This is a genomic window from Sphingomonas paucimobilis NBRC 13935, assembly GCF_000739895.2.
GTDB lineage: Bacteria > Pseudomonadota > Alphaproteobacteria > Sphingomonadales > Sphingomonadaceae > Sphingomonas > Sphingomonas paucimobilis.
This window is the reverse complement of record NZ_BBJS01000001.1, coordinates 1-12,233: the sequence shown is the minus strand read 5'-3', so window position 1 is coordinate 12,233 and position 12,233 is coordinate 1. Positions and strand designations below refer to the sequence as shown.

The 12,233-nt window shown below is 66.3% G+C and carries 13 protein-coding genes; 5 read left to right on the top strand and 8 right to left on the bottom strand.

What is annotated here, in order from left to right:
* The first annotated feature begins 16 nt into the window (after positions 1-16).
* The 3 genes from SP6_RS00065 to SP6_RS00055 all read left to right on the top strand — a co-directional run bounded on the left by SP6_RS00065 (position 17) and on the right by SP6_RS00055 (position 3,128).
* On the top strand, positions 17-502 hold the full coding sequence (locus tag SP6_RS00065) for a hemerythrin domain-containing protein (RefSeq protein ID WP_007405696.1): 486 nt from the start codon (positions 17-19) through the stop codon (positions 500-502).
* Positions 503-654: 152 nt separating this feature from the next.
* Positions 655-2,052 carry a UdgX family uracil-DNA binding protein gene (locus SP6_RS00060; RefSeq protein WP_007405629.1) on the top strand — a complete coding sequence of 466 codons (1,398 nt, stop codon included), beginning with the start codon at positions 655-657 and terminating at the stop codon, positions 2,050-2,052.
* Positions 2,053-2,129: 77 nt separating this feature from the next.
* Positions 2,130-3,128 (top strand): DUF2268 domain-containing putative Zn-dependent protease, encoded by a 999-nt coding sequence (locus tag SP6_RS00055; RefSeq protein WP_042468265.1) that lies wholly within the window; start codon positions 2,130-2,132, stop codon positions 3,126-3,128.
* Positions 3,129-3,134: 6 nt separating this feature from the next.
* Here the strand turns inward: SP6_RS00055 and SP6_RS00050 are convergent, their stop codons facing one another.
* Positions 3,135-3,932, bottom strand: a complete 798-nt coding sequence (locus SP6_RS00050; protein ID WP_042468278.1) for an aldo/keto reductase — start codon at positions 3,930-3,932, stop codon at positions 3,135-3,137.
* 75 nt (positions 3,933-4,007) lie between these two features.
* Here SP6_RS00050 and SP6_RS00045 point away from each other — a divergent pair, with 75 nt between their 5' ends.
* Positions 4,008-4,643 (top strand): DedA family protein, encoded by a 636-nt coding sequence (locus SP6_RS00045; protein WP_007405712.1) that lies wholly within the window; start codon positions 4,008-4,010, stop codon positions 4,641-4,643.
* Here SP6_RS00045 and SP6_RS00040 read toward each other — a convergent pair.
* On the bottom strand, positions 4,598-6,013 hold the full coding sequence (locus SP6_RS00040; protein ID WP_007405638.1) for a glycosyltransferase family protein: 1,416 nt from the start codon (positions 6,011-6,013) through the stop codon (positions 4,598-4,600). The genes SP6_RS00045 and SP6_RS00040 overlap by 46 nt on opposite strands.
* A gap of 213 nt (positions 6,014-6,226) precedes the next feature.
* Positions 6,227-6,709 (bottom strand): Lrp/AsnC family transcriptional regulator, encoded by a 483-nt coding sequence (locus SP6_RS00035; protein ID WP_007405702.1) that lies wholly within the window; start codon positions 6,707-6,709, stop codon positions 6,227-6,229.
* Between the two features lie 126 nt (positions 6,710-6,835).
* Here SP6_RS00035 and SP6_RS00030 point away from each other — a divergent pair, with 126 nt between their 5' ends.
* Positions 6,836-7,900: a Leu/Phe/Val dehydrogenase gene (locus SP6_RS00030; protein ID WP_007405655.1), complete on the top strand. Its 1,065-nt coding sequence runs from the start codon at positions 6,836-6,838 to the stop codon at positions 7,898-7,900.
* A 281-nt stretch (positions 7,901-8,181) separates the two neighbouring features.
* Here the strand turns inward: SP6_RS00030 and SP6_RS00025 are convergent, their stop codons facing one another.
* From SP6_RS00025 to SP6_RS00005, 5 genes are all read right to left on the bottom strand, one after another.
* The gene (locus SP6_RS00025; RefSeq protein WP_227876532.1) at positions 8,182-8,643 is read right to left on the bottom strand and encodes a hypothetical protein; all 462 of its coding nucleotides are present in this window, start codon (positions 8,641-8,643) and stop codon (positions 8,182-8,184) included.
* A 26-nt stretch (positions 8,644-8,669) separates the two neighbouring features.
* On the bottom strand, positions 8,670-9,212 hold the full coding sequence (locus tag SP6_RS00020; protein WP_037569080.1) for a demethoxyubiquinone hydroxylase family protein: 543 nt from the start codon (positions 9,210-9,212) through the stop codon (positions 8,670-8,672).
* Positions 9,209-9,703: a disulfide bond formation protein B gene (locus SP6_RS00015; RefSeq protein ID WP_007405678.1), complete on the bottom strand. Its 495-nt coding sequence runs from the start codon at positions 9,701-9,703 to the stop codon at positions 9,209-9,211. The genes SP6_RS00020 and SP6_RS00015 overlap by 4 nt, the downstream gene beginning before the upstream one ends.
* A gap of 2 nt (positions 9,704-9,705) precedes the next feature.
* Positions 9,706-11,055: a S41 family peptidase gene (locus SP6_RS00010; protein WP_037569082.1), complete on the bottom strand. Its 1,350-nt coding sequence runs from the start codon at positions 11,053-11,055 to the stop codon at positions 9,706-9,708.
* A 220-nt stretch (positions 11,056-11,275) separates the two neighbouring features.
* Positions 11,276-12,233, bottom strand: a 958-nt coding sequence (locus SP6_RS00005; RefSeq protein ID WP_042468262.1) for a murein hydrolase activator EnvC family protein, incomplete at its 5' end; no start/stop codon positions are given.

Below are 12,233 nucleotides of genomic sequence, written 5' to 3'. Positions count from 1 at the left end.
CGAAGGAGATTCGATCATGGCCACCGCCGATATCTATGCCGATCTGAAGCGCGACCACGACAAGCAGCGTGAGATGCTGAAGGAACTCGCCGAGCTGAAGGGTGACGGCGCCAAGCGCAAGAAGCTGTTCGAGGCGTTCCGCATCGAGATTCAGAGCCACGCCGCCGCCGAGGAAGAATCACTTTATGCCACCATGCTGGGCGAGCCCGAACTGCGCGATGACGCCCGCCATTCGGTGTCCGAGCATAAGGAGATCGACGATCTGCTCGGCGAGATGATGGACCTCGACTTCGCCTCGGACGAATGGGAGTCCAAGTTCTTCCATATGCGCCATCGCTATGAACATCATATCGATGAGGAAGAGGAAGAGATGTTCCCCGCCGCCGAGAAGGAGCTCGACGACGCGACGGAGGAAAAGCTGGCCGAGATTTACGAAGAGCGTAAGCCCATCGAGGCGAAGGAAGCCAAGGCCAACCCGCCCGGTGGAGACGAGCGCGATTGATTTGGACGGACCTTAATCCTCCCCGGCACGGGGAGGGGGACCATGCGGAGCATGGTGGAGGGGGAGAGCCACAGGGGATGACCTTTGCCGCACACCCCCTCCGTCAGGCCTTCGGCCTGCCACCTCCCCGTACCGGGGAGGATTGAAGCGCCATGCGCATCATAACCCTCCCCGCCCCCGACGACTTCGACGCCTGGCGCGACGCGGCGCGCGGTCTGATCGCCGACAGCGTGCCCCCCGATCAGGTCGTGTGGCAGGTGGGCGAGCAGCCCGACGACCTGTTCGGCACGGTCGCCGACGACAGCACGACCACCGCCGCCCCCCGCTTCAACGTCTCCCGCGCCTTTATCGACCTTGCACGCAGCGTCATCCTGTCCAACGATCCCGAACGTTTCGCACTGCTCCACACCGCGCTCGACCGGCTGCTCAGACAACCCCGACTGATAGAGGATCAGGCCGATCCGCTGATTCGCCGTCTCGACCGGCTGACCAAGGCGGTGCGGCGCGACATCCACAAGATGCGCGCCTTCCTGCGCTTCCGCGAAACCGAGGATGATGACGGCCCGCGCTATGTCGCCTGGTTCGAGCCCGAACATCACATCGTCCGCGCCAATGCGGCCTTCTTCGTCAACCGCTTCACCATCATGCGCTGGTCGATCCTGACGCCCGAGGTATCGCTGCACTGGGACGGCAAGACGCTGTCCGAGGGCCCCGGTGCCAGCAAGGCCGACGCGCCCGAGGGCGACCCGACCGAGGCGGTGTGGAAGACCTATTACGCCAGCATCTTCAACCCTGCGCGTGTGAAGATCGGCGCGATGCTCAAGGAGATGCCGCGCAAATACTGGAAAAACATGCCGGAAACCGCGTTGGTCCCGCAACTGATCGCAGGCGCGCAGGCACGGGAGACGGGGATGATCGATACGGCGAAAGTGGATGTCCGGTCCGGGCGCGGTGGCAATGCACAGGCGGCCTGGGCGGCGTTGCGTGACGAAGCGATGGGCTGCACCCGCTGCCCGCTCCATGCCCCCGCGACGCAGACGGTGTTCGGCGAAGGTCCGGTCGACGCCTCCCTGATGTTCGTCGGCGAACAGCCGGGCGACCAGGAGGATCTGGCCGGCCGCCCCTTTGTCGGCCCCGCAGGACAGGTCTTCGACCGTGCAGTGGCGGAGGCGGGGATCGACCGCGCGACGGCGTATGTCACCAACGCGGTCAAGCATTTCAAATTCGAGCCACGCGGCAAACGCCGCATCCACAGCTCACCCAATGCGGGCGAAATCCAGGCCTGCCGCTGGTGGGTCGAGCAGGAGCGCCTGCTGATCCAGCCCAAGGTCACGGTCGCGCTCGGCGCCACGGCGGCGCGGTCGCTGTTCGGCAAGGTCATGACGATCGGTCGCGAACGCGGCAAAGCGCTGACCCTGCCCGATGGCGGCACCGCCTTCATCACCGTCCACCCCAGCTATCTGCTGCGCCTGCCCGATCCGGCGGCGAAGGAGGTCGAATATACGCGGTTCGTCGAGGATTTGAAGCTGGCGGCGAACGCGCTCGGATAGGCCTCCGCCCCGTCGCTTGACTTTAGTCCCGCTCCATCGAACCCTGGCACGGTGTCACGGATCGGGAGGAAGCAGGCATGAGGGGGGCTCGCATCGCGGCGACGGCATGGGCTGCCATCTGCGGCATCGCCTTGGCTGCGGCGGCGCCTGTACCACAGACGATATCGCACCCCGCGTCGCCGACATTGGTGATCGACAGCGACATCGCCCGCTTCTGGATCGCGTTCGATGCGATCAACGCGACCGACGATCCTGCGGAACGGCTGCACCTGATCCGCACTCTCTATATCGAACCGGGCACGCCCGGACTCCATGCCCTGATGGCCGCGCGGCGCTATACCGATCAGCAATATGTCGACGCCATCGCCCGCTGGCCCAAATTCTGGACTTCGGTCCGCCCGCTGACGGCCCGGTCACGGGCGGCGGTGGCGACGCTGAACGCCGATGTTGCCCGTTTCCGGCGGCTTTATCCCGAACTCCGTCCCGCCTCGATCACCTATGCCATCGGCGTGCTGCGCACCGGCGGCACGACCATGGCCGACAAGGTGCTGATCGGGGCCGAACTCGCTCTGGGCGATGAGACGGTCGACGTGTCGGAGCTTCCCGAGCCGATGCGGTCACGACTGGCGACCTTCTTCCGGTCCCGCCCCTTCGCCAACAACGCACAGAATAATATCCACGAATATGTTCATACCCAGCAGCAGGAGACGCAAGGCAATCTGCTACAGCAATCGCTGCGCGAAGGCGTGGCGGAGCTGGTTGCCGAACGGATAACCGGCCGCAAACCCGCACTGCCGGTCTACCGTTATGGTCCCGCCCATGAAGCAGAGGTCAAGGCGCGCTTCATCGCCGAGATGGCCAGCGACAATTACGACAATTGGCTATGGAACAGTGCCGCGAATCCTTTCGGGGTCAGCGATCTCGGCTATTTCGTCGGCTATCGGATCGCACGGCGCTATTACGACGCTGCGCGGGACAAAGGGGCAGCAGTCAAGACATTGATCGAACTGCCCTATGATGATGCGGCCATAATCCGCGCCTTTGTCGACCGGACGGGGTATTTTCGGGGAGCCTAAGCCCCCTCACATCTCCCGCGGATCGGGCCCGATCCGCCCGTCCGCATCGTCCAGCGCATCGATCGCGGCCATATCATCCTCGTCCAGCGTCAACTCGGTCGCGGCGAAATTGTCCGCCATATGCGCTGCATCCGCCGCCTTGGGGATCACCGACAGGCCATGCGCCAGATGCCAGGCCAGCACCACCTGCGCGGTCGAGCGGTCATGCTTTTCAGCAATTGCCACGATCTCCGGCGTGGTCAGCAATTCGCCGCCCTGCCCCAGCGGACTCCAGCTCTGGGTCACGATGCCTTTGGCCTCATGATAGGCGCGCGCCTCGCGCTGCTGGAAACGCGGATGAAGTTCGATCTGGTTGACCGCCGGCACCACGCCGGTCGCTTCAATGATCCGGTCGAGATGCTCGGGCAGGAAATTCGACACGCCGATCGACCTGGCCTTGCCCGCCTCGCGAAGCGCGATCAGGCTTTGCCATGCCTCGACATAGCCATCCTCGGCCGGCACCGGCCAATGGATCAGATAGAGATCGACCGCCTCGACACCCAATAGCGCCAGGCTCTCGTCCAGCGCCGCCACGGCATCGCGATGGCGATCATTCCACAGCTTGGTGGTCAGGAACGCAGCTTCGCCGCGAAGCCCATCGCCGACGCCACGTTCATTGCCATAGATGGCGGCGGTGTCGACCAATTGGTATCCGGTATCGAGCCCACGCCGCACCACGGCGGCGACCTGCGAGTCCGGGATTTGATAGGTGCCCAGCCCCAATTGGGGCAGGCTGCGGCCGTCATTCAGGGTCAGCTTGGTCATGCCGTCCCAAACCGATCGCTCCCGCGCGCGGTTCCGATTGACCGCCGCCGGGGGATCGCGCAAGTCGCTGGCCCCATGGTCGAACATATTCTTTCCGCGCTGGCGAGCTTCGCCATCTGGGTCATCTCGACGGGCGGCTATCTGGGCATCATGCTGCTGATGGCGATCGAGAGCGCCTGCATTCCGCTGCCCTCGGAAATCATCATGCCGTTCGCCGGCTATCTGGTGTCGACCGGTCAGTTCAACCTCTACCTCGCCGCGACGGCGGGCGCGCTGGGGTGCAATCTGGGCTCGGTCGTTGCCTATGAGATCGGCAAGCGCGGCGGCCGGCCGGTGGCGGAGCGCTGGGGCAAATATCTATTGATCGGGCCGGGCGAGCTGGACGCCGCCGATCGCTTCTTCGCACGCTATGGTTCGATCGCGGTGCTGATCGGGCGGTTGCTGCCGGTCATCCGCACCTTCATCGCCTTTCCGGCGGGCGTGGCGCGGATGAAGCTCGTGCCTTTCCACCTCTATACCTTTATCGGCAGTTGGCCTTTCTGTCTGGTGCTGGCGATCGTCGGGCGCGAACTGGGCGAGAAATGGGATTCGGACCCGCGCGTAAAAGCCTTTTTCCACCGTGCCGACCTGGCGATCGGGATCGTGCTGGTCGCGTTGATCGCTTTTTATGTCTGGCACCGGGTGCGCGGGCTCAAGCGCCACGCGCGCTGAACCAGCCACGCCGCCAGCGGGATCGCGACCGCGGCCCATAGATATAGCCCATTCCATGTCGACCACCCCCACCATTCGGAGGGGATGGTGCGCAGGTCGCCGACCCGGAAGCGCAGCTGGATCACCGCTTGCCACCAGGCCCAGCGATATTCCGGCGGCGCGAAAATCTCGGCCGCCGCGATCGTCAGATTGATCGCGATCGATCCCGCCAGCAGGAGGGCGAGGCCCGCGCGCTGCCATGCCCGACGCAGTGACGCCCAGACCGGCGCCAGCCCCAGTGCCGCCACCCCGGCCAGCGGCATGGCGTGACGCGGGCCCGTGGCATTGCCGCCGTCCCAATAGACATAGGCCGCGTTGACCAGCAACGCGACGATCGCCACCCCGGCGGCGGTCAACGCCAGCCCGCGCGTCTCCCGCGCCTCGGCCAATTGCCACAGCCCGACCGGCGCCAGGATCAGGACCGGTGCGACCCAGATCAGCCCGCGCGTCGGGCCGATCAGGATTTCGCGCAGCACCGCGATATGCGGCACGGTCAGCCCGAACAGCCCCTGCTGCATCCCCTCGAACCCGACGACGCCCGAATAGCCGATCCGGAACGGCGTGCCGAAAGCGAAGAGATTATAGGCGAACAGCGGCATCACGCCGATCAGCCCGGCGGCCAGGAATGGCCAAAGCGATCGCGGCCGCGCGCGATGCCGCCACAGCGCCCAGGCGCCGATGACCGATCCCGCCAACACCGCCTGATACTCGACCACCACCGCCCAGCCCAGCGCCAGCCCGGCTACCGCCAGCCAGCGTCCGCCACCTCGCGCCACGCCGGCCAGCGCGATGACGAACAGCGCCGCGACCGCCGCATGGCCCAGCAACGTCGTGGAATAGCCCCAGATCGGCGTTCCGAGCGCGTAACCCTGCGCCGCAAACAGCGCCGCCCCGATACTCCCGGTGACGGTCAGGGCGAGATCGAACAGCATCACTGCCGCGATGGCGGTCAACAGGGCCGATCCGGTGGCGGCCGCGACCCGCGTCCGCAGCTTCAGATAATCGACAAAGCCCAGGTCGGCGGCGCTCGGCATGTGCCGATCTGCCCGGTCGCCCATCACCGCATTCGTCATCGCCACCGCCGGCATCGCCATCAGCGTCATGCCCGGCGCCTTGTCGAGATAGGCATGGGCCCCGAACTGCGCCTTGTCGATGGTCAGCGGCGCGAAGGGATCGATGGTCGCGGTGCTATCCTCGACCATCCGGATCGCGGCGAACAGGCGGGTGGCGTTATTGGGGTTGAGCTCCCACGAGCCGAACCACGCAGCGGAGAACCAGACCAACAGGAACAGCCCGAACCGGAGCCCTCCCAAGCCTTGCCAGCGTGCCATAGCCCCTGCCTCTTGCTGTTCGCTCGGGGCCGTATCGGCGCACCACCGGCGAGACAACCTTCTTCATCCTCCCCTGTAAGGGGAGATCGCGCGCCGAGGGCCTAGCGGAGGGGTGTCACCGCCGGCCCGGACAGACTCTGCGCGCGACCCGCGACACCCCTCCACGATAATTCGCATAGCGCCCTCCCCTTACTGGGAGGATGAAGAACGGCCTTATCCCCCGCGCCCATCCGGGATGGGCAACGACGTCGTCGACTTGATCTCCGACAAGGCGACCGTCGAATTGATCTCCTGCACGCCGGGCAGGTTGGACAACCGTTCGAAGAACAGCCGCTCATAGGACTCGATATCGGCCGCGACGATCCGCAGCATGAAATCGACCGAGCCCATCAAGACATGGCATTCCATGACCTCGGGCACCTCGCGGATCGCAGCGGTGAATTTATCGAGATTGGCGCGGCCATGCGCGTTCAGCTTCACCTGCGCGAAAATCTGCGCCTTAAGCCCAATCTTGGTCCGATCGACCAGCGCCACCCGCCGCTTGATGATCCCGTCGCGCTCCAGCCGGTCGATCCGCCGCCAGCAGGGCGAGGCGGAAAGCCCCACCGCCTCGGCGATCGCCGCCGTCGACAGACTCGCGTCCTCTTGCAGCAAAGCGAGAATACGACGTTCCCATATATCTAGCTCATGCGGCATGATCATCCTCATAAGCCGATCCAGGGGGATGATCTATCCCCCATCCGCCGCTCCACTCCTATATTGCGACCGGTTTCTTTTCGCATCCTCCGCTAGATTCCCTCCATCAGATTGAGGAACCAGACGATGCGATTGCCCCACGACCCGCACAGCCTGCCGCCCGAAGAGGTGGTGCCGTTCCGCGATGCCGAGACCGGGGCGAGCGGGGTCATCGTCCTGCACTCGACGGCACTGGGGCCGGCGGCCGGCGGGTGCCGCCTGTGGCGCTATGCCAGCGATCAGGACGCGGTGGTCGATGCGCTGCGGCTGGCGGAGGGCATGGCGCTGAAGAATGCGCTCGCCGAATTGCCGTTTGGCGGCGGCAAGGCGGTGCTGCGCAGCCCCGAGCGACCGCATGACCGCGCCGCGCTGTTCCGCGTCTTTGGCCGTGCGGTGCGCGATCTGAAGGGTCGCTATGTCACCGCCGAGGATGTCGGGACGAGTGTCGAGGATATGGAGGTGGTGGCGAGCCAGACGCGCCATGTCGCCGGCCTTCCGCTACGCGACGGTCGACCGGGTGGCGACCCCTCGCCCTGGACCGCGCTGGGTGTGGCGAACGCGATGCGGGTCGCGGTGCGGTACCGGCTGGACGCCGATCTGTCCGAGGTGACGGTGGCGGTTCAAGGGCTCGGCCATGTCGGCTTCGCGCTGTGCGAATTGCTGCATGACATGGGCGCGAAGCTGATCGTCGCCGAACCGCGCAGCGAAGTTGCGGCGCGTGCCGCCGACCGGTTCGGCGCGATGGTCATGAGCAGCAAGGCCTTGTTGAGCGCCCGGGCGGACGTGTTCGCGCCCTGCGCCTTGGGCGGCGTGCTGGATGTGGAGACGGTCGTGCAACTGCGGGCACCGGTCGTGTGCGGCGCGGCCAATAACCAGCTGGCGAACGATGACATGGCCGTCCGCCTGGCGGAACGTGACGTGCTTTATGCGCCGGATTTCCTGGTCAATGCCGGCGGGATCATCAATGTCGCGGGCGAATATCTCGGCTGGAACGCATCCGAGGTGCGGCAGCGGGTGACGAATGTGGGACAGCGGCTGAAGACCACGCTCGCGCTGGCGGCGCGTGAGGGGATGACGCCGCATGACGCCGCCCGCACGATCGCCATGAACCGGATGGCGCAGGCACGGCGGGTGGAAGCGGTGGCGGCGTAAGATTCTACAGCTTCCGCTCGGCTCTCCGCCCAGGCATCAAACCCGTTCACGCTGAGCGAAGTCGAAGCCTATGCCCTGTCCTCGCCTGATGCCGATATGCCGTCGGCCTTGCCATGGGCGCGTCGGTCAGTGCGCTCCGTGGCCTTCGACTTCGCTCAGGCTGAACGGAGGGAGAGATGTTCATCCTCCCCTGTAAGGGGAGGTGGCAGGCCGCAGGCTCGACGGAGGGGTGTCTCGGTCAGCGAGCCAGTACGCCGCCCCCGAAGGAAACCGTAACGCGATCAGCGGTTGCCCGCTTCCTCCTGCCGCCGGCGATCGGCATTGGCCGCGCGGTTCTCGCGGACGCGCTGGGCGAAACAGCCGGTGGCGCCGCCCGCGCCGACCGCCGAGCAGCTTCCGATGCTGTTGACGCCCACGCCCTCGTTCACCGTACCCGTGGCGCGCACCGCCCAGCTTTCATTTTCGGGCGTCACCTGAAGCTCGCGCAGTTCCTTGGGCACGCGGAACTGTTCCTCGGCCCCGCGCCGGACGCAGACGACGATCTCATTGCCGTTATTGTCGGTCGGGCAGCGCTCATTGCCGAACAGGGTCAGCACGCCATTGACCGGCGCATTACGCGATACCTCGCCCGGCCCTTCGATCGGCTTGGGCTTGATCGCGCCGGGGGCGGCGATCTGCTGCGCCGTCGCGGTGCCGGTCATGGTGAGGGTGGCCAGCAGGACTGCGGCCCAGGTCCGGTTCATCATCCTCTCTCTCCCGTTGGTCCGGCTCAGATACGCTTGGCCGCAGCGATGGCGAGTTTGCAGCCCGCCCGGATCATGCCGTATAGCAGCGGATAGGCGATCGCCTCCTCCGCGCCCGCGCCCAGCGCATGGTCGCGATGCTCCAGTTCCTCGGCCTGGAAATCGGCGATCGCCTCCGACAATTCGGGATCGCTGTCGCCCAGCTCGTCAAGCTGTGCCTGATAATGTTTGTCGATCTCGGTCTCGACCGCCGCGGTGCAGGCCATCGCCGCCTTGGGACTGATCGCCGCGGTGATGGCGCCCAATGCGAAGCCCGCCTTGTCCCAAAAGGGCTGGAACAGCGTCGGCCGCACGCGGCGCTCGGCGATCATCCGATCGAAAAAGGCGCGGTGGCGTTCTTCCTGCTCGGCCATGTGATGGATCGCACGCGAGGCGGGGTGCCGGTCACCCAGCACCGCGAGCTGCCCGGCATAGATGCGGGTCGCGCCATATTCCCCGGCCTGGTCCACCCGGACCATCGCCTTCATCGGTTCGCGCCGGTCGCCCGGCATCCAGCGAAGCTGGCTCATCGCGCCTTCCTCATCAATAACAGGATCGCCACCGCACCGCCCAGCGAGAAGATCGCGTTGAACCCGGCCAGCGAAATGCCGCCCAGCGTCCATTGCGCCACGTCGCAGCGGATGACCGGCGCCTTCATGATGGCGTTCAGCCGGTCGGTCGCGCTCAATCCCGTCAAATCCACGGTCGAGGTGCAGGCGGTGAAGCCCTGCCACCAGCCATATTCGACCCCGGCATGCGCCACACCAATCGCCCCCGACACTGCAATCAACAACGCGGCAAGGATGACAAGCGATCCGCGAATGCTCCGCTGCGGCACGAAGAAGGCGAGGAGCGCGGGCACCAGTGCGGCATAATGCGGCCAGCGCTGCCAATGGCACATCTCGCACGGATACAGTCCGCCGATCAGTTGACTACCCCAGGCACCGGCCAGCAGCGCGGCGGGCAGCAGCAAGGCGATCCAGTTCGCCATGCATTCGTTGCGGGTGCGGGGCACGGCCATCGTCACTTCACCGGCGGCTTGGTCGCGGCGGCGACCTGGGCGGGGCCGCCCAAGCGGGCGATGGTCTTCAGCGCATAATAAAGCTGGAAGTCCTCGACCCCCTGCTTCTTCAGCGCCTCGGGCGTGGCGGCGAAGCGCGGATCGTCCTTGTTATCCTCTTCCAGGATTTTGTTGTCGGCCTTCACCTCGTTGATCAGGTGGCGGCGCAGATCGGCCTCGCGGAAGACGGGGCGCGTCTTGTAATCGGGATCGGAAATCTGCGGCACCTTGATGTCCGGCTCGATCCCGCCCTCCTGCACCGACCGGCCCGAGGGGGTATAGTAGCGCGCGGTGGTCAGGCGCAGCGCGGTTTCGGGGCCAAGCGGCAGCAGCGTCTGCACCGAGCCCTTGCCGAAGCTGCGCTCACCCATGACGATCGCGCGGTGATGATCCTGCAGCGCGCCCGCGACAATCTCCGAGGCGGAGGCGGTGCCGGAGTTGGTCAGCACGATGATGGGCAGGCCGTGCGCATCGTCGCCGGGCTTGGCGTAATAGCGCTCGATGTCCGACTTCTCGCGACCGCGCTGCGACACGATCTCGCCGTGATCGAGGAAGGCGTCGCTGACCGCGATCGCCTGGGTCAGCAACCCGCCGCCATTGTCACGCAGATCGACGACATAGCCAAGCGGCCGGTGCCCCAGCGCCTTGTCGATCGCCATGATCGCCCCGCGCGTGTCGGCGCCGGTATTTTCGGAGAAGGTGTTGATGTTGATATAGCCGACATCGCCCTTCACCTCCCACTTCACTGGGCGCTGGACGATGACCTCGCGGGTCAGAGTCAGTTCGATCGGCTTGTCGCGACCGGGGCGGACGAGCGTCAGGCGGATCTTGGTGCCGGGCTTGCCGCGCATCTGGCCGATCGCCTCGTCGAGCGACTGGCCGTAGATCAGCTTGCCGTCGATATGGGTGATGTAATCGCCCGACTTCACGCCGGCGCGGCCCGCTGGCGTATCCTCCTGCGGCGCGATGACCTTGATCGCGCCATCCTCCATCGAGACGGTCAGGCCCAGGCCGCCATAATTGCCCTCGGTCTGAATCTTGAGGTTGTCGAAGTCGAGCGCGTCGACATAGCTGCTATGCGGATCGAGCGCAGCGAGCATCCCCTGGATCGCGCCTTTGATCAGCGTGTCGTCATCGACCTTATCGACATAATCGGCCTTGATCCGGTTATAGACGTCGAGAAAGCGATCGAACTGGCGCACGGTGGAGCTGTCGACGGCGGCCATCGCGGAGGTCGTGATCGGCACCATGGCAAGCGCGCCGACGATCGCAGTAGCAGTCAGAAACGGACGTTTTACAAGCGGACGGGGCATCGAGGGTCCTGGACCAGGGAATATGGCGGCCTTTGTAACCGGAAGCCGGCTGCAATCAAAGCGCAACCGTGCTGAACGGGGGCTGAGCGGGTGGGGTGCGGATTCCCTTAGTCTTCGACTACGCTCAGGCTGAACGGATGTGGGGGCGTGCGTCCATCTGCGCTTTCGGCCCGATCCTCACAATCATTCGCGCCGAGCGACGCCCAAGCCTACACCCCCCTCACCCCAGCAGCGCGGCAATGTCCATCGGACGGCCATCGCGGCGCAGCTCCACCGTGACGCGCGGCGCGGCGCCGCCCCGACCACCGCCGGCGCGACCTAGCACCGCGCCGGTTTCGACCCGCTCCCCCGAGTGCACGGCGATGCCGCCCAGCCCAGTCACAAGGCTGGTCCAGCCCTCGCCATGGTCGAGGATGACGATCCCGCCATAGCCCCGGAACGGGGCGGCATAGCGGACCGTCCCGGCCGCAGGCGCTACCACCGTCGCCGATGGCGCGGTTGCCAGGGTGATGCCCCGCGCCCGCACACCGGCATCCGAAATCTCACCAAAGCCGCCCGCCACGCGGCCCCGCACGGGCAGACGATAGGTGCCGGCCGCGATCTCCGGCCCCTTCACGCCCGGGGCCAGCGGCCGCGCTACGGGCCCCGCCAACCGGACCAGTTCGCCGGCCGTCGCCTGCGCCGTGCCTCGCTCGGCCATCCGGTCGACGATATCGCGTGCCGCCTCGCCCAGCGCGAGCGCGCGGTTGGATTCGTCGATCGCACTCTGTCCCAGCTGATCGGCCCGGCCGCGATGCAGAGCCTCCAGCCGGGCGAGCGTCTGACGCTGGCTCTCCAGCTTGGCGGAGGTGGCGGACAGCGCCTGCGCCGCCACGGCTGCTTGCGCCTGGACCCGGCGGGTGGCGGCCAGTTCACGCCGTATACTGGCCGAACGCTCGGCAATGACGGGAGCGATGGTCGAAAAGACCGCGCGGACATGCGCCAGGTCGGCGACCGTTCCCGGCTGCGCCACCGCCGCGATGGGGGGCCGCGCCGCCATGTCCTGCATCGCTGCCAGTAGATGCGCGAGCGGCGCCTGCTCCTGCGCCAGCCGATCGCGCTGGCGTTCGAGCAATCCGGCAACCAGCGCGACGCGGGCGCGGGCTGCGCGCACCTCCGCCTCGGTCGCGGCCACGCGT